This is a genomic window from Collimonas sp. (assembly GCF_035566375.1).
In the GTDB taxonomy this organism is placed as follows: domain Bacteria; phylum Pseudomonadota; class Gammaproteobacteria; order Burkholderiales; family Burkholderiaceae_D; genus Collimonas.
In genome coordinates this window covers 22,942-41,381 of sequence record NZ_DATMRK010000071.1, presented here as the reverse complement: position 1 = coordinate 41,381, position 18,440 = coordinate 22,942, and the positions used below count along the sequence as shown (strand labels likewise).

Below are 18,440 nucleotides of genomic sequence, written 5' to 3'. Positions count from 1 at the left end.
GCTGTGGGAGAAATGGATAAATATACGGGATCGCGCGCGGAGCTGATGCGACCTGATCAGGCTGTCAGGGAGTTACAAACATCGCTCTATCCTCACCCTCTGCCAGAACCGTCGCCGGAAGTTGTCCTGGAGCGGATTTTTCAGTTTGCCGCAGGTCTGGAGATATCTCTAGTTTGTAGCCTAGCGCGTACACCGTTCTCAAGCTGGCGCCGGCAGCGGTAGACGATAGGCCCAATTTCTTGCGCAGCTTATAAATATGCTGTTCCAGCGAGCGGGCTGCAACCTCTTCGGAATTTCCCCAGACGCTTGTAGTGATCTGTGACCGGCTCAGGAATTTTCCCGGATTGGAGAAGAGCAGCCATGCGATAGAGAATTCGCGCGGAGTGAGAATGACGTCAATGCCGCCGCAGGTAACCATGTCGCTGCCGCGATTCAAGACGTAATCGCCAATCTGTATCCTGTCAACCCGGGTGCAATGCGCCAGGCGCCTCAGGGCAACACATACCCTCAGCCCGATCTGATCAATGTCTGCGCGGCTTACGACGTCGTGCGCGCCGGCTTCGATCCAATCCTGCATCACGTTCCATGTCAGGAGCGAGGTTAATATGATCGCCGGGGTATAAAAATCAGCGTTGCAGCTTCGCCATGAAAGCAAGCTGCTGGCCAGTCCGACGGTGCTCTTGGCGTCAAGCAGCACTAGGTCATAGGTGATTGTGCGCATCGCACGCAGTATCAGCAGCTCAGTACAGTAAGCGTCTATGGTGATTGAATACTTCTCGAAATATTTCGCTAGTTTCTGCGCTAAAACTGAATCGTCAGTCAAAATTGCAAATCGCATGCCTAATCCTCTATCGGAATCACCTTGAAACGGTGATTGAGCATTTCTGAAATTTTCCGATGCAGGCAAACCGGCATCGGACGTCGGATGATCTATCGAACATCTGTTCCTTTTCTTCCCGCGCCACGACCGTTTATTGTGAAAGCCGTGTTCTGGAACAAAGTTGTTTTCTCTCAGTGAGTACCATTTCGTGCGAAAGATGATGCATGCAGTGCAAAATTTTTTCCGTGCTAATTATTCAAGCGCCAACTCTGATTCGTATTAATGCGTATTGAATACGCTTTCCGTTTTTGCATAATTGCCAGATTCCAATGCAATTTCAATCAGACCTTCCTGAATTGAAGGTAGGCATTTCCTTCATTGTTGTGTGAATGATTACGGCAACCGGGCAGTCGCCTCGATAGCGTAAGGGGTGGCGGTATCTCAACCGTTCGTCGGCGATTTGCGCGAAACGATGAACCGATGAGATGAATATTCTATCTATTGAGAGTTTCATAAAACATGACAATGTCCTTGCCCGGTTGCGCCTGACAAACGCAGCTAACTGGGGTCAGAGTGAACTTTCTGCGCGCTTTTTGCAGAAACTTCACTCTGACCCCACTTAGCGGGCCACGGAGTGCCTGCCTCATCGTGAAGAAAGAACAAGACCGCGGAATGCGCTCTGTCTTTCTCCGAATCCGTCATGTGGGGTCAGAGTCAAGTTTCGCGATGAAGCAATGCGAAAGTTGACTCTGACCCCAGATGACTATTGCCGTGGCGATGATGAGAATTCTTTACGGTTTGCGAAAAATTTCGTAAGAACGCACTGTGTTTCGCGGCGCAATAACAGGGATCATGTCAAACCAGTAATCTGCAATCGTCGAAAAAAAACGAAAGCCATTATGCATATCCCTCCATCCACGAGCAAATCGGCGGCTGCCGATGATGTGGTATCACATGAGCGATCTGGCGCAGGTGACGAAGCAGACCTTCGTTCCGTGCGACGTTCGTCGAGTGAGCCAAGCGCTGCGTTGAGAGTTCTGGGGTCATTGCGCAATTCGACCACAGACGTTGCCGGCAGTTCAGGTACGGGGGAATCGGATAGCGCGACGACATCGCAACGACCGCGGTTGTCTGCGAACAGATTAAAACCGCCTGTCGCGATTCACACTACTAAGGTGTTGCCGCAACACACGCAAGATATCGCTTCAAGTTCCCATTCAATCGGTCCGCATGCCGCGATTCACCATGAAGAAATTACCGCGGAAAACGCTTCATCTCGTATAAGCCCGCTCGGTGAAGCCGGGAATGCCACGGTGATCGATATGCCGAGCGAGCACGAGCTGCATCGAGACTTGATGGCGCATAGCAAGGCCTTTATCGATGAGGACCGGGTTGTACTGAATCCGGAACATGTCCAGGCATTCGTCGAAGCTCGGGCGCAGGCGCTTAAAACAGGTGACTGGACTCAGGCAAAACAATGCTTTCACACGATGCTGAATCTGGACCAGAAAACTATGGACGCAGGGTTCAGGGAAGGCGGGAAAGCGTATTCCTGGCGCAATGCTCCTGCCTCGATACTGTCCCTGCTGCCTACAATTTTTACCTTTAAGGCGCATGGCAAGGCGCCGGTTCCTGCGCGGAACCTGGCAGCGGGCTACTTTGGCAGCGTGATGGCGGCTTCCACCGTCAGCAGCCTGATAAATACCTATACCTTGCTGCACGTAACACCGTATCAGGATATGGCGTTTCGAAACGCGGCCGATATTGCTCCGGAATTGAATACCCCGACATTCGACAAGATCGAAACGGAATTGAAACAGGTGCTGCAACATGTGCAGGATGAATCTCCCAGACTGCAGGAGCTGTTAACACGGTCCGTCGCAGATCCGGATAATCATGAGCTCAGGGAAGCGGCGAATCACGCCGTAGATGAAGTTGCAAAGACACTTGATCACGCCATCAATCATTACACTACGCGCTGCCAGCTCAATCGTGTCTATTTCGAAGGGCTGCAACGGCAGTCATGTTTGCAGACACTGAAATTCTACGGCAATCTTTTGGCTGGGTGGGGCGGCTATATTGCGAAGGATCCCCGCGTCGCGGCCGGGATCCAGATAGCGACGTCCGTCTCGCAATTGGTGTTGCAGCGGCTGGTCGCGCCATCCGACGAGGTAGACAAGCAGAATCTGATGATCGATCTGAAAATGCTGACGGCGGATGATCCGGGAAAATTCAAGGAACTCATGCGCAGCCCGTTGCAAATACGGGTAAAGACACTGGATCAGATATTCACGGGGCAGGTCCGGGAACTGGAACAACAGATTGCAGATACATTGAATTTGGGTGCCAACGGACCGAACGAATGGCGGACTCACGTGACGCTTAAGGATCGCGCTGAATACCCGGCGCGGCTAGCAGCCGTGAGCGACATCAGGAGCACTGCTTTTGCATCCTTAGGAGCTGCCGCGCAGGCCGAGGTGCAAGCGTTCGAGATCGAATTGGCGTCCGCGATGGCCGTTCGGAATTATGAACGCGCGGACGAATTGCATGCGGTCATTGCCGGCAAGTTAAAGATCGATGTCGGCGTTTTCAAGAAGTACACCAGCCTTCAAGCTCAGGCGGACAAGCAACCGCCATTGAGTGATGAGGAGCAAGCGCAGCTGCAACAATTGAGCAATAAGATCGAGACGGCCTCCGGCAGTTTGCCGGATAGCCAGAAGAGCAAATTCGATACGCTTGTCTCTGCCTGGGAGTCGACCCGCCACGATCCTCAGCACGTACGCGAGGGACGGTTTACAGAGGTTTCCGATTACAACGATAACAAACGCACCGTCCATGATGGCATGCAAGTCACGGAACACACGAATTTGTTCGAGCTCTCACCGGAATTCAAGGTGGGATTCGTCAAGGCCGGCAACACACGCAGCGGCTTGCCGGATGAGGTCTCGGCGACTTATGGTGCGGCGTCCTGGCGCGCATTCCAATTGGGGGTCGCAGGCATAAACGGCTCATTGATGATCAACTCCTTGCTGGGCTTGGTCAGTGCTCAGAAAAAGACCTACGACCCGACCTACCATGAACCTCTCTGGGAGCGATACCTCTCCTTAGGCGTCACCATGAGCGCGGTGCTGGTCAATGTCGCTGCCGCATACCAGGTTGCGAACGCCAAAACCAAGCCGCTGGGCAAATTGTGGGGGCAGGTCGCCTCTGGACCGACATCGTCCATATCGGAAACCGTTTATCAAAACAATAAACTGGACGAGCGCCGCAAAATTCGTGAAGCGACCGCACAGGGAGCGTATCCCTATGTCGGTGTCAGCATCAAATCGCTGTCCACTTATTGTCTGGATGCGCTGAAGCTGGGTTTCAAGGGAATGGCCTTTATGCCGCGGGACGGAATTGCAGCTTCAAAGGCGAGGGCGGCGTTCGAGAAAGCCGAGGGCAAGCAGAAAGAGTTGGCGCAAATGAAAAATGAAAGGGCACAACCTGATAGGGCTCTAAACATCTCCGATGACACGAGCGGGCAATACGTAGCGCATGATATCCGCGAATCGCCGCTGCCGCTGATTCCGAAGCCGCGTTGAAGCCGGATTGTATTCGTGGACGATCGATAACTTCCTGCAACAGAACTGGAGAAATATATGGCATCCGAAAATTATCGGAAACTGATAGATGAAGTATGTGCGATCGCAAAAATCGCGGATCCGAAGTTGTTTTATACGACTGCCGATCTGACCGTCGACGGCGTCAATTTCACTTTGATTGACGGTAGCACTGAACAAGAAGAAGGCCTGGCCATGTACTGCGATTTTGGTGCGCTGCCGGCAAAAAATCGTGCCGATGTACTAGAACGCCTATTGGAAATAAATTTGTCTATGCATGGTGTGAATACACCAGTATTTACGATCAACTTCGAAACCCGGCATGTTCTGCTGGCGCGGCGTATTCCTATTGGACAGATATCGGCACTTGATCTGATGAATACCTTGTCAGAGCATGCGGCGCATTCGAAGGAGTGGCGCAAGACTTACTATCTGAATGAAGGCAGGCAATCAATGCTGGCAAGTGGCTGCACCTGACCACTACTCAGAGCGAGACATAAATGCGACTGTGGGGGCCAAGTCGGTAGTTTTTCGAGGATGTCAACAGTCAGGGAGCATGTACATTTTCTGTAACTGTTCAGGACATGGAGGGATGCTTTACGTCACTTTCTGGACAAAATAAGGCATCCAACTATCGTACTGCGAAGCCGGGTCGATGCTTGCGTCACCTGTTGGGCGAAGCGGGGCGTCTGGCTTTGTTGAAAAAGCAGGCATGGTTCGTGCTCTACGTGTCAAAGCCGATGAAGATCATGCCAGGTAATACAGCGCAAATCCTTCGACACAAATATTTCAAGGGGTTTTGGATGACGGTATTTCGCTTTCGACACACTGCTGCACTACTGCTCGCATTCCTCCTCTTCGGTTGCGGTGGCGGAACCGATGGCACTCAAGGTGGCAACACATCAGGTAGTACATCAGGTAGTACATCAGGTAGTACATCAGGTGGCACATCAGGTAGTACATCAGGTAGTACATCGGGAAGCACATCGGGAAGCACATCGGGAAGCACTTCAGCTGCCCCGGCGACCGCCACTTTGGTGGCCAAACTCGGCAAACCTTCTCGGGTGCTGGTCGGACTTGGCGCGGGCAATTCGTTGGCGCAAATGCAAAGCCAGAGCGTTCATCCGGATATCGTCGATACCTACCTGGTGGGCGTCGGCGCGGGCGCGTGGCCTACTTGGAACAGTCCTGACGGCGCGTACATCACATATACCGCGCAGGCTGTCCAGGCCTACGGCGCAACCCCGATGTTCACGTTTTATCAGATGGCCCAGAACGGTGGCGGCAACTTGAGCGGAATCAACGATGCGACGTTCATGAACAACTACTGGGGACAGGCTCGGTTAATGTATCAACGCATTGCCGCGCTCAATGCACCCGTTCTGATCAATCTGGAACCGGATTTCTGGGGCTTTGTATGGGGGCAGGCGCCGGGGCATGATCCAGCGCAGATGCCAGCCGTCGTAAGCAACCAGGCGGAATGCAGCGGGCTGCCGAATACCGCCGCCGGCATCGGCCAGTGCCTGGTGCAGATGGGCAGGAAGATCGCGCCCAACGCATTGCTCGGATTTCCGCCTTCGTTCTGGGCTGGCTCCCCGACCGCGATTGGCGCCGAAATGCACGCGGTCGGAGCACATCTGGCGGATTTCATCGTTGCCCAGACCAGCGACCGAGACGCAGGCTGCATGGAGGTCGCATCGCCTCCAGCGGAATGCGCAGGACGAACCGGCCCGTTCTATTGGGACGAAAACAATATCGCCACACCGACCTTCCACCAGTCGCAAAGCGCGATCTCAGACTATCGCACTGCTCTGGGCAATGGACTCCCGATCCTGTGGTGGCAGACGCCGATGGGCGTGCCGTCCGTCACGCCTGGCGGCACCAATCAGCATTATCGCGACAACCATGTCGACTACATGCTGCGCAACACGCAGGAATACGGCGACACCCATACCTTCGCAATCGTCTTCAGCTCAGGGGGCGGGTTCCAGACCTCGATCAACACTGACGGTGGACAATTTGCCCGCCTCCTGGGTCAGTATCTCGCGCAAGGTGGCGCCACCTTGCGGTAGCGGTCGGTGATCGTGGATTGCCGCCGGCACCGTTGTGTCGAGCCGCGCGGCTTTCACCCGTCCGTGTTTTCTGCACTAGCCGTCGAAATTTCTCAATATGCTACCTACGCTCGGAAATGACTGAGCCGGTCTCCGCCCACCCCATTCCAGCAGGCCGCCAGGGCTGCAATTGAGGCCGAAGACAGCAATTGCTAAAAGGACCGAACCGTTAGTCCCGAGTCAAGAATCTTCAATAGCCTTCCTGATTTTTCGCATGCGCGATGCCTCGATCGACATACTATAAGAGAGCTCCCCGCGCGTGATCCGAAAATTCTGGACACGATCCTGCAAAGTCTCGTGGGGACTCGAACGGCTGCTGCTTACGTTCCTGTCGCGCAGGTCTGGTTGGTTTGCGACAACTTCGTCCATCGTCCCGCGCGATTGGGCGTGTTTATAGAAAACGGCCGGAAGCATCTTGGTTCCCTCGATATACTCCATCTCACCGATGATTTGCGATTCGTGGCCGTCAAAGCAGCGTCCATTTTCATTTAGCCTGCCATGGAGGTTGTTAAAAAAATCGTCTTTCTGGTAAGCGTTCAATGCAAAATTGAGCGAGAACATCATGCAGCCAATCTTCGATTTTTGGGCCTCCACGTCGATGACGGCCATTTTGCAGTTGTTGAAGTGGGTATCAACATTTCGCTGCAAAGACTGAAAGCCGGAAATAAAAACATGCTGCCCTTTGTTCTGATCCCAGGTGTGAGAGAGCGCCGACTCCAAGAGCAGCACTGTCTTCTCGCCATCAGGATGCGTTCTAATATCCGCAGCTATCCGGTGAGTCTTTTCGTTGCTCAAGCGGAACAATGCGCGCCATGCCGGCTCGCCAGAGGTGTAGAGCTTTCCGAGGAACGCTTCGGGGGAGGCAAAGCATTGGAGTTTTAGATTGGGATGCCTCGCATTATATGTGTCCGCCAACGCTTCAAGATTCTGAACATCGTGCGCAGATATCTCCGGATTCACCCCATCGCTACTTGCTGCGCGGAGGACGGCGTCCGCATAGGCGGCCAACTGAGGATGCGTATTTGCGACGGACGAATTCTTGACGGAATCCTCCAGTGCCCTTGCTTTACCACGCGCTCTCTTTGGCAAATTCTCCAGATGATACGAGGACGGACGACGAGCCGGCGAGCCCGCGGCCGACGATTCACTTGCGGCGCGTTCGCTGTCGCCGCTTTTCTCATATTCGGCGCCACCCGTTCTCGGTTTGGAAATACACAATCCCATAGCATCTCCTATATGCCGTGAATATCCTCACAAGAGTAATTCTGCATATTTGTCGCATCATCGTTGGATGCGAAAATGAGGCGCTCCAAACGCAAGCGGTGATCCAGGTGCCGGCAATGATGACGGTGCGAGAAGTCCGCTTCCTTGAAATCACGAGAGTAGTTCAGCCTATGCTGCTAGTTCCGAAAATTAATTTGACCTCGCGCCGTCATTACGTTTTCTGCGCTTTCCTAATGACATGTCCGCAGAGCGGCTAGTCGGAGTTCATGCGCGCGGCGGAGTTTTCGGACCCGAGTCTGGCGATGCAAAAGAAGCAAAGGATTGTGTCGAGACGGCAATGCAAGCTGAAAGCGTTCTCTTATAATCTTTTCGGCAGTAATCGTGTGTTTTTCCGCTCATCCGAAATACGTTGATAGGAAAATACCATTATGGAAGCCTTTGATCTCCAACTCCTTCGGGATGAGATAGACAAGATTGATGAACTACTCCTCGAGCTGTTATCCGCCCGGTTCCGTGTGACGGCAGAAATTGGATCTCTCAAGGCGCAGCTGAAATTACGTGCGGCCGATCCCGGGCGAGAGTCTCAACAGATGCGGCGATATGAGGTTTTGGCAAACCGATACGGCGTGAACGCATCTCTTGCACAGCGAATATTTCGTAGCATTATTGATGAAGTCGTATCCGATCACCAAGCCATCGCCGCCAGGAGTTTTAGCAACTGAGGGCACTGGGAAATGCGCTTCCCGGTCATCGCCTTGACGATATCCGGACTAGCGTGATGCTACCAAGGTTGATCGCCAATTCCAGCTACGTTTTCTTATGGGGAAAGAATGAAGAATGCAAATGCACCCGTGGCCGACGCCACCAGTCGCCATCAACTGATTTCTCACGGTGTTGATCCACAAAATGGCTATGCCGATCTGCTGGAGTCCATCAGGTCAAGGCTAAGCTTGGCGGGGGATTTTCCTGGCGTCACAGTTGAGCAGCAAATTCGCTTGCTTGATGAATTGTCCGCTTTCGAACTCGGCCGCTTTTTGCTGGAGAATCGTGGCCTGAATGCCTATTGGACACACCAATTGGTGACCTACCGTCCAGGACAGGCGTCAGCAGATTCAGTGTCCGACTTGGAGTACCGGATATTTGAGAAGTTGCCGGCAGTACTGGCAACCCGGGAACGTTTTGGGATTTTCCGGCAGCAACTGCAAGCGTTGCTCAGGCCAGGGCTTGTTCTGGCGTCAGTCCCCTGCGGCTTGATGGGAGAATTGCTGTTGCTTGACTATGATCAGCAGCCGGATATCACGCTGGTGGGCATAGATCTGGATCAACAGGCTTTGAACGGCGCATTGGAACTGGCGCGAGAACGCGGCTTGGCCGACCGTCTGTCGCTGCGTTGCGAGGACGCCTGGGCTCCGGGTCTGAAAGGCGAGATCGACGTGTTGACGAGTAACGGCCTCAATATCTATGAGCCGGACAATACCCGTGTAACGGCACTGTATGGTTCGTTCTTCGACATGCTGAAACCGGGTGGCACGCTGGTCACCAATTTCCTGACGCCGCCGCCCAGCCTGTCCGCGGAATCTCCGTGGAATATGGCGGAAATCGACCAGGAGTCGTTATCGCTTCAGTATCTTCTGTTTGTACGCGTCATCGAGGCGAAATGGAGCGCGTTTCGTAGCCATGCACAGACCATGGCGCAACTGGTTGATGCCGGTTTTGCCGAGATTCGGTTCATTGATGATCGCGGCTGCATGTTTCCAACCGTTGTCGCGCGGAAGCCGTTCTGACGAATGTTGAGAAGACCGGCTGAGAAGGTCGGCTGAGGTCGTGGCGCTGTCCGCAATGAGGCGCAGGGAAATCCCTACGCGAAAACAGGAATATCCTGATTTGCATCAAAGGAAATTTGATTGACCATTCTCTTCAATGCAGCCGTTGCTCGCGGAGAAGCGGATGGGGTCGCAACTCGCTACGGCAACCTGGCTTGACGTTTCCTTTATCGCATGGGCCGCTTCCATGCTTTAGACGAAATAGATAGCAGCCCACCCTAAAACGGGGAATCCGGAGTTGTGATGGTCTTGCGTTGTCGCCCTCGAATTATCATACTGCTCTGGCTGCTTTCCTTCCCGTTGCTGGCCATCTGCCAGCAACTGCCTTTACGCTATTACAAACAAGTGGATGGCTTGGGAAATCTGGCTGTTAACGCTCTTGTGCAGGAGAGAAGCGGCTATATCTGGATCGGCACGGAAAACGGCTTGTTCCGCTACGACGGCGCGCGCTTCGAACGGTTTGAACTGGGCGATGGGGTTGCCGCCCCTAATATCTCCGCATTGCATGTGGACACGGATGACCATTTATGGGCCGGCACTGCAAACGGCTTGCATCAGTTGCAGGGGCAGCGCTTCGTTCTCACCCAATTTCAGAACACACGGCTCACGTTTGAAAAGGGACAGGTTTTTGCCTCCTTGGGATCGAATCGTTTTCTGGCGCTAAGCCAGGACCAGTTGTGGCTGGTGCAATCGGCGGACCAGGGAGTGACATGGCAGGCACACCCATTTTTTAGCGCCGAGCAACTGGCGCAGCATCCGGAAATGCATTCCCTTCGTAGTATCCATGTGGGGCCGAAGGGGGATTTGTGGATCGGTTGCAGCCAATCGCTCTGTCATTATGCGCAAGGCAGGCTGCTTGTCTTGGGCAAGAAGGAAGGATTGCCTGCCGAGCGTTGGGTGGCCATGCTCCATGATCGGCAGGGGACATTGTGGCTGCGTGGCGAGCGCCATGTATTTGCGTTGCCGGCGGACGCGAATGGTTTCCTGGACCGCTCTCCGGCGCAGGACGAACAGAAAAAGGCGGGGCGGGTTCCGCTTCTTGTCGCGGATGCCAGCGGAAGGATTCTAAGCCAGCAGGATAGCGGCATCATTCGGTGGCAAGGCAATGGCTGGGAATCCTTTACCGAATCGAATGGCTTGACGATCGGCGGCGGCATCAACTCGATCCTGGTCGACCGCGACGACGGAGTCTGGCTTGGATCCTTCGGCCACGGCTTGATTCACTGGCTGGGTTATCCAAACTGGGAGAACTGGACGTCAACACAAGGCTTGCCCAACAATGTCGTATGGTCTTTTCTGCGTGATCGGGAAGGTTCTCTCCATGTCGGCACGGCTTCCGGATCCGCGGTGCTACAGAAAACCGGTCGCTTTTCCATTTTCCCGGGGCGCTACGGCGGTCGGTCCCACCAATGGGACAGCATGGTCCAGGATAGCCAAGGCCGTATCTGGGCCAGCTCGCTTTCAGGATTCCTGGTGCGCCGCGATCCCGGAGCAAAGCGGGACGTCGTCGTCGCCAAGCTGCCCAAGATCGTGAGATTGTTCTTTGATCGTTCAGGTCAACTCTGGATATGTACGCGGCGTGGGCTCTATGTCATCAAGCAAGCCGATGCGAACGCCGTGCCGTTGCAAGTAACAGAATTTTCGTCAATGACAGGGAATAAGGACATCCGGCTTTTTCATGGATGTCAAAGTAAATCCGGAGCGCTCTGGTTTGTCTCCAATAAAGGGGTGTTGCGTTTTGACGGTGGCGGTTGGCACAAGCTTCGACTGAGTCCGGCAGCTCCTGTTGCCAGGCTGGAGTCCATCGTCTGCTCGGCCAATGGCGAGTTGTGGTTCGGTACCGGCGGCGGCGGGCTTTGGCGTGCCAGGGAGCAGGGCGATGCGCTGGAGATCAGCGACGCGACCCCAGCGCCGTTGCTAAACCAGGCAATACTGTCATTGCTTGAAGACCGGCGTGGCTGGCTGTGGCTAGCTACCGATACCGGAATCGCAGTCTGGAATCGCGCGCAATGGCGATTTTTCAATCAGGAAAGCGGCATGGTCTGGAACGACAGCAACCAGTACGCTTTGTATGAAGATAGCGATGCTTCGATTTGGGTGGGAACCAGCAATGGCGCCTCTCATATTTTGCATCCTGAATCGCTTTTTGCTCCGGTACACCTGGAAGTGCGAGTGGCAAGCATGATCGGTGACGGTCAGGTGCTTGCCGCTGATAAGCCGATTCGCCTGCCATGGACGACCGGTCCGCTCAACTTCAAGCTGGCGGTACTTTCGTATCAGAATCGCGAGGCAGTCCAATTTCGTTACCGATTGAAGGGGCTGGAGCGGGACTGGTCGAAGACTGCCATCCCCGAAGTCCGTTACTCGGCTTTACCGCCGGGACACTATAGCCTCCAGGTGGCCGCCGATAATCTCGCCATGCAGGCGTTTTCGCCGACGGCTGAGGTCGGGATCGTGATCCTCCCCCCTTGGTGGAAGACCACGACAGTCTATGTCGCCTGTGGTGTCCTTCTTCTTCTGCTGCTGTTTTTGATAGAGCGCCATCGCGCCCGCAGACTGCTCGCCAAGCAGCAGTTGATGGCGCGATTGGAGCGTGAGCGCGCCTATGAGCTTGAATTGTCGCGGGAGGAGGAGCGCAAGCACCTGACGCGCGAAATTCACGACGAACTAGGTCAATATTTGTCGGCGCTGCGCATGGGGGTTTCAGTGGTAGGCATGGAGTTTGGAGAGAAAAATCCGTCGCTGCAAGGAAAAATACAGCGCCTGGTATCGCTGGTCGACGGCACCATCAAGGTGGTTCGCGACATCGTCTCCGCGTTACGTCCGGGGGCGCTGGACATGGGGATAGTGTCGGCGCTGGAATGGCTGGTGGAGGAGTTTTCAGAAAGCACCGGCATACCATGTACGTTGCGCGTCTGCGAGGAAACAATCGCCCTGGATGAGAAACGAGCGACGACCATTTTTCGCATTGTGCAGGAATCCCTGACCAATATCGGCCGTCATGCGGAAGCGAGCCAGGTGGAAATCCGGCTGAAGAGAAGAGATCCGCATTATCTGCTGGAGGTGTGCGACAACGGCAAGGGGTTCGATCCCGCCGTGCGCAAAAAGAAGTCATTCGGCCTGGTCGGCATCCGCGAGCGGGCTAGCATGCTCGATGGCGACGCGGACATCATCAGCGTGCCCAATGTCGGCACCACAATCAAGGTATTTATCCCGATTAGCGGCTAAATGCCGGCGCGAGTCTGCATGCATCTGGTGCGTACCACTATGGCGTGAAATTTGCATGTGAACTGGTTACTCCCACCGTGGGCGCTGTTTGATGTTGCGTTGACCGGACAACCTTAATCTGAAACTGGAGCAATCATGCGAGAACTTGCAGCAAAGCGTTTTTCCCTCAAACTCAGCCTGGTGGCAGGATTGTTCGCACCGGGCATCGGTGTCTATGCCCAGACCAACCCGGCAGCGCCCGCTCAGGCGCCCGCTGCGGGACAATTGCAATCGGTGACCGTCAGCGCCGAGCGTCGCGAGGAAAACCTCAGGAATGTCCCCGTGTCGGCATCGATCATCAGCGATGAAGCGCTCAATGTACTCAATTCCAGCGGTCAGGATATGCAAATGCTGGCTGGCCGGGTACCGAGCCTGAATGTCGAATCCTCTCTCGGAAGAGCATTTCCGCGGTTTTATATTCGCGGCTACGGCAACGTCGATTTCCATCAGAATGCTTCACAGCCGGTGTCGCTGGTGTATGACGACATCGTTCTCGAAAGCCCTGTACTTAAAGGTTTTCCGGCGTTCGACCTGGATCGGATTGAAGTGCTGCGCGGCCCGCAGGGCTCGCTATTCGGGCGCAACACGCCAGCCGGCGTGGTCAAGTTCGATTCGGTCAAGCCATCTTTCAAGCAGGAGGGATACGTCAACGTTTCCGACGCCACCTACAACACGGCCAATCTGGAGGCCGCTATCAACCTGCCCATCAACGGCGAGCTGGCGGCGCGTATTTCCGTGCTCGACCAGCATCGCGACGACTGGGTCGGCAATTCCCATACCGGAAAAACCGATCAATACGGCGGCTACAACGACAACGCGGCCAGGCTGCAGCTGCTCTACAAGCCCAATGCCGATTTCAGCGCCCTGGCCAATCTGCATGAGCGCACGATGAACGGCAGCGCATCGCTGTTCCGCGCAAATATCATTCAAAAGGGCACGGATAACCTGATTCCCGGTTTCGACAAAAACAATATCGCGACGGATGGCCAGAACGGCCAGCATCTCGATAATTACGGCGGCAGCTTGCGTCTGCAATGGAAACTGGGGGATTACACCTTGCATTCGACCACTGGCTACGAGACCGTGCGCATGTTCAGCCGCGGCGACGTCGATGGCGGTTATGGCGCGGTATTCGCACCGCCGTCCGGTCCCGGCTTGATTCCTTTTCCGGTCGAATCTGCCGACGGCACGTCCGGCCATCATCAATTCACTCAGGAATTCCGTTTGGAGTCGGACCGCAGGCAGAAGCTGAGCTGGCAGTCCGGCCTTTTTTTCTTCGACGAGAAATATAATGTCGACAGCTACAGCTACAACTCTCTGGCCAACGGCGTGCTGACCGGCGACGTCAGGTCGCAGCAGAAAAACGATGCCTTGGCCGTGTTCGGTTCGCTCAACTATGCATTGAGCGATCGCATCGACCTGCGCGCCGGCCTGCGCTATACCCACGACAAGAAGGATCTGGACACGGCTGCCATCAACAAGCCTGACGGCGGCTCCGATCTTGACAAATCGAACGGGCTGAGCGCCTCGACCAGCGTTTCAAAAATCAACTGGGACCTGAGCGGTGTCTACAAGCTGAGCGAGACAAGCAATCTCTATTCCCGCATCGCCACCGGTTTCCGCGGCGCGACCATCCAGCCGGCCGGCTCCTTCAATCCGATGTCGGTCGCCAATCCGGAAACGGTCACGTCATACGAAGTCGGATTCAAGTCCGACCTGTTTTCCCGGCGCGCGCGCCTTAACTTCGACATCTACAATTACGAGGTCAAGAACCAACAGCTGAGCGCCGTGGGAGGCAGTTCCAACTCGACCATTCTTCTCAATGCCAGGAAGAGCGTGGGACGGGGTGCGGAACTGGACCTCGAAGCCTACCTTACGGAAAATTTGCTGATGACGCTCGGCGGCAGCTATAACTTCACCAAGATCGAAGATAAGGACCTTGCCGTCGGCGCATGTGCAGCCTGTACCATACAGAACCCGACCTTCGTGAATGCCGCCGGCGCCACCTTGGTGCGCATCGACGGTAATCCTCTGCCGCAAGCGCCACGCTGGGTCGCCAACTTCACTTTGCGTTACGGATTGCCATACAAGAACGGTGAATTCTTCGCCTACACCGATTGGGTATATCGCAGCGCGGTCAACTTCACGCTTTACCGTTCCGCCGAATATGTCGGCAAGCCTTTGCTGACCGGCGGCCTGCGCCTCGGTTACAAGTGGGACCATGAGCGTTACGAACTAGCGCTGTTCGGCCGTAACATCACCAATCGCGTGCAGTTGATCGGCGGCCTCGATTTCAATAACCTGACAGGCTTTGTCAACGACACCAATCCGCGTATCTTCGGCCTGCAGTTCACTACTCGCTTTTAGTGTTGTTCAGGGAAGCTCGAAAAAAACATTACGTCTAGGAGCCCCGTCTCGGCGGTCTCACCTCGTCGGCCCCGTCATTCCCGCGAACGCAGGGACGACGGAGCTTTTAGAACTTCCCTTCAGCGTCAGATCGGAGACGTTGGCAAGACTGATTTGAATGGCACGAACGCGGAGCTGCAATTCACCGCGCTGCCGCTGCCCGGCGTGCCGCTGACGGTCACGCCGTTGGAGGACGACGTGACGATAGACGATGCAAAACTTACCGGCCCTGGGCCCAGCGTGAAGTGGGTGGCAGCGGGGGTGACCGGTCCGCCGTTGTGGGCTGCGGTAAACGTCGGTTGCGTAGCGTCGAAGACCACATTGTCCAGCGTTATCGTCAGGGGATTGTTCTGACCATTGATAGCGTATCCCGAAAAGGTCAGTCTGCCTCCTGCATACTTGCTGCTTCCCAGGTCATGGAAATTCCGGACCGTGATGTTGGTGAAGCTCGGATACAGGGTTCCTTTCGAGTTGCTATAGAACGGATCAAAGGTGAGCGGCTGGCTGACGTTGCGCATGCAGATCTGGCTATAGCTCACGTTTGAGACTGCACCCCCGCGCGACTGGTCCGACTTGATGCGCAGACCGCCGCTGGTGCCGCTGTTGAAACCGTCCAGCGTCAGGTCGGTAACCGCGATGTTGCTCACGCCTGCATTAGTTTCGCTGCCGATGGACAGCGCGTGTCCGTAATAGAAGTGGTTATGCGCGTAGGTGTGATTGTGGGCTCCTGCACCGGAGCTCGACTTGATCGCCACATGGTCATCACCCACGCTGATGTAGGAGTAAGCGAGCAGCACCTTGCTGGAGTAGCCCGTGTCGAAACCGTCTGTGTTCACAGCCGTGTCCGGCGTGAAGCAGGTGGCAGGCGTGACGACATCAGGCGTGGTGCCGGCCGGGCACACGTAGCCGTTCTTGGTATAGGCCAGACTCGGCGTCAGTATCTTGATGCCCCAGGCTGTCAATCCGGTCACACCATAGGCCCAGATATGGAAATTGGGGGAGTTCTGCAGCGTGATGCCGTGCAGCGTAAAGTTACTGCCGTTCTGAATCTGCAGTATGCGCGGATTCTGCTGGTTCAGGCCGGAAGTGCGGTTCTGCCAGGCTACATCCCACCATGTACGCATGTTGGCGTTTGCCCCGCTGGTGACTACGCTGCCGCCGCGCCCGTCGATGATGCCGCCGCCTACGACGCCACTTTGCGCCGTCTTGTCCGCCAGGATCAGCGGCTTGCACGATTTGATGCTGGATTTAGTAGCCGTACCACAGGTGCCAACGCCATTGTCGTAGTCCTTCGGGTTGCGCGAGGCAAAAAGCGTGACGCCGGTATCGATCCATAGCGTAACGCCGGACTTGAGATTTAACGGACCACTCAGGAATGCAGTTTGTCCTGCCGAACCGGCAACCAGCCTGACCGCCTGCCCGGCCGGGCAAGCGTCGATTTTATCCTGGATAAGCGACGTATCGGGCTGCGAGCGGGACGGATCGCCGTCCAGCGAATCGACCGAACCGTTGACCGGCGTCAGCGTAGCTGCCAGTGTGCTGCAGACAGTGGCGGGAAATGCAGGCTCAGAGACTTGCCCCCATTGCGTACTGACGGGCGTGCCGGCGGCATGCGCATTTGCCAATCCGGCGACAGCTAGTATTGTGAAAAATCTGATCGGGCTCAACAACATACGGGCTCCATGTAAAGGGAATTGGATTTTGATACTGCAGACCTGGAATGGCTGGAATAGGAAGATGTATCAGTCCGGGCTCCTGCGCCAGAGCCCATCCTGCGGAAATGCCGATGGCATATTCAAGCCCTTGCTTGCCGACAGAACTCTCTTCGGCTCGTCAAGGACGGCATCCGGCTGCAGCATCTTGCGAGAAAGATTGTTCCTTTCTGTAAATTATTCTACCTGCAAAAATATCGAAAATAACCATGGATTTCTCGAATCAAGAAACAAGGAAATCCTTACATAAAAACAGGAATTACCTTATTTTCATTGGTGGGTATTCGTTGAGTTTTTCTGGCCGGCGCAACAGTCCGACCATGAGTGCAGTGTTGCCAAAATGCGCCGCGAGATCGATAAATAGTTCAGCAAGGGAGATGGCGGCAAATGAGGTAAAAATTCTCGCTGGCGGCGCCGTTCATGAATATTCGCAAAGCTCGGTAACGCACATACGGCAGCTGGTGCATCCGGTAGATTCAAATTTTAGTTTGGAGATTATCATGCCAAATAACCGGAATCTTTTTAGTTCAGCGTCCACGTATTTCAATCGCAAGGCAATGTGGCTGTTGCTGGTGCTGTTCGTATCAAGTGCCTCGTTGGCAGCGATGGCCGCCAACAATTCGCAAGATGCGAACGCACGTTATCAGGCAGAACGGGCAGCCTGCATGAACGGGCAGTCGAATCAGCCTCGCGCGACTTGCCTGAGAGAGGCTGGGGCGGCTTTGCAAGAGTCCAGAAGGGGCCATCTGACTGACGATCAAACGGCAGATCAGCAAAATGCCTTGTTAAGATGCAATGCCTTGCCAGTGGATGACAGGGATGCGTGTCAGCGTCGTATAAATGGTGAAGGTACGACCAGTGGCAGCGTACTTGAAGGCGGGGTGCTGCGAGAATTGAGTGTGCCGGATCGCAAGTAAGATGTACCGGGTTTGGGAATCAACGTGGTCCGATCTGCAATATTCTCCGGTGTTGCAGATCGGCTCAAAGTCGTCGCTCAAAACGCTTCTGTGTTGATAGATGGTTAATATGTAACTCTCCGGCATTTGGTCAATATGAAGTGCCTCGAAATTTGAACTTGCGAATTGAGAGTGATGTCTCAATCTATCAATCCCATCGCAAGCGTCAGTGACTTCTATGACAAACGCGACAGCAATGCTGAAATGGGAGTTGCTGGTTTTCCACCTATTTTCAGGAGAGAAGAAAATGCGTATTTCCTTTCTCGGTGCGATAGTTCACGATCCCAATTCCGACAGCATCATCATCCCGGTTGTGATTGATAACAAGCTGACAAAATGCAATGTCAGCAAAGAATGTCTGGACAATAAATTCTATGCCGGGCCGCAGCCGGAAGACCTGCTTGCCACTTATCGTGGTCACAGGCTCGAGATTCAGATGGCACTTGCCCACAAGCTGAGAGCAACAGGGCGTCGCAACGGCGTAACTTTGTTGGCCGCAGATTTTAACGACTAGACAGT

The 18,440-nt window shown here is 54.7% G+C and carries 12 protein-coding genes; 9 read left to right on the top strand and 3 right to left on the bottom strand.

The features are described from left to right. Nucleotides 1-64 precede the first annotated feature (64 nt). The gene (locus tag VNZ60_RS21505) at nt 65-907 is read right to left on the bottom strand and encodes a response regulator transcription factor (RefSeq protein ID WP_325662820.1); all 843 of its coding nucleotides are present in this window, start codon (nt 905-907) and stop codon (nt 65-67) included. 812 nt (nt 908-1,719) lie between these two features. Here VNZ60_RS21505 and VNZ60_RS21500 point away from each other — a divergent pair. From VNZ60_RS21500 to VNZ60_RS21490, 3 genes are all read left to right on the top strand, one after another. Then, nucleotides 1,720-4,404: a hypothetical protein gene (locus VNZ60_RS21500; protein ID WP_325662818.1), complete on the top strand. Its 2,685-nt coding sequence runs from the start codon at nt 1,720-1,722 to the stop codon at nt 4,402-4,404. Nucleotides 4,405-4,461: 57 nt separating this feature from the next. Continuing rightward, nucleotides 4,462-4,899, top strand: coding sequence for a CesT family type III secretion system chaperone (locus VNZ60_RS21495; protein ID WP_325662816.1), 438 nt, complete (start codon nt 4,462-4,464; stop codon nt 4,897-4,899). Nucleotides 4,900-5,081: 182 nt separating this feature from the next. Further along, on the top strand, nt 5,082-6,494 hold the full coding sequence (locus VNZ60_RS21490; RefSeq protein ID WP_325662814.1) for a hypothetical protein: 1,413 nt from the start codon (nt 5,082-5,084) through the stop codon (nt 6,492-6,494). A 219-nt stretch (nt 6,495-6,713) separates the two neighbouring features. On the opposite strand, the gene xopJ is transcribed toward VNZ60_RS21490, so the two are convergent. Next, on the bottom strand, nt 6,714-7,757 hold the full coding sequence (xopJ, locus tag VNZ60_RS21485; RefSeq protein ID WP_325662812.1) for a YopJ family type III secretion system effector XopJ: 1,044 nt from the start codon (nt 7,755-7,757) through the stop codon (nt 6,714-6,716). A 428-nt stretch (nt 7,758-8,185) separates the two neighbouring features. Between xopJ and VNZ60_RS21480 the strand changes: the two genes are divergently transcribed. The 4 genes from VNZ60_RS21480 (at nt 8,186) to VNZ60_RS21465 (ending at nt 15,214) form a co-directional block, all read left to right on the top strand. Further along, a complete protein-coding gene (locus VNZ60_RS21480) occupies nt 8,186-8,479 on the top strand; it encodes a chorismate mutase (RefSeq protein WP_325391994.1) in 294 nt (97 codons plus the stop codon). A gap of 108 nt (nt 8,480-8,587) precedes the next feature. Then, nucleotides 8,588-9,541, top strand: a complete 954-nt coding sequence (locus tag VNZ60_RS21475) for an SAM-dependent methyltransferase (protein ID WP_325662810.1) — start codon at nt 8,588-8,590, stop codon at nt 9,539-9,541. Between the two features lie 282 nt (nt 9,542-9,823). Continuing rightward, nucleotides 9,824-12,808 carry a sensor histidine kinase gene (locus tag VNZ60_RS21470; RefSeq protein WP_325662808.1) on the top strand — a complete coding sequence of 995 codons (2,985 nt, stop codon included), beginning with the start codon at nt 9,824-9,826 and terminating at the stop codon, nt 12,806-12,808. Nucleotides 12,809-12,943: 135 nt separating this feature from the next. After that, entirely contained in the window at nt 12,944-15,214 is a 2,271-nt protein-coding gene (locus tag VNZ60_RS21465) for a TonB-dependent receptor (protein ID WP_325662806.1), read from the top strand. Between the two features lie 125 nt (nt 15,215-15,339). Here VNZ60_RS21465 and VNZ60_RS21460 read toward each other — a convergent pair whose 3' ends face one another. Beyond that, nucleotides 15,340-16,926 carry a glycoside hydrolase family 28 protein gene (locus VNZ60_RS21460; RefSeq protein WP_325662804.1) on the bottom strand — a complete coding sequence of 529 codons (1,587 nt, stop codon included), beginning with the start codon at nt 16,924-16,926 and terminating at the stop codon, nt 15,340-15,342. Between the two features lie 248 nt (nt 16,927-17,174). Between VNZ60_RS21460 and VNZ60_RS21455 the strand changes: the two genes are divergently transcribed. Beyond that, nucleotides 17,175-17,882, top strand: a complete 708-nt coding sequence (locus VNZ60_RS21455) for a hypothetical protein (protein ID WP_325662803.1) — start codon at nt 17,175-17,177, stop codon at nt 17,880-17,882. A 235-nt stretch (nt 17,883-18,117) separates the two neighbouring features. Continuing rightward, nucleotides 18,118-18,435: a DUF1488 family protein gene (locus VNZ60_RS21450; protein WP_325662801.1), complete on the top strand. Its 318-nt coding sequence runs from the start codon at nt 18,118-18,120 to the stop codon at nt 18,433-18,435. The last annotated feature ends 5 nt before the right edge of the window (nt 18,436-18,440 follow it).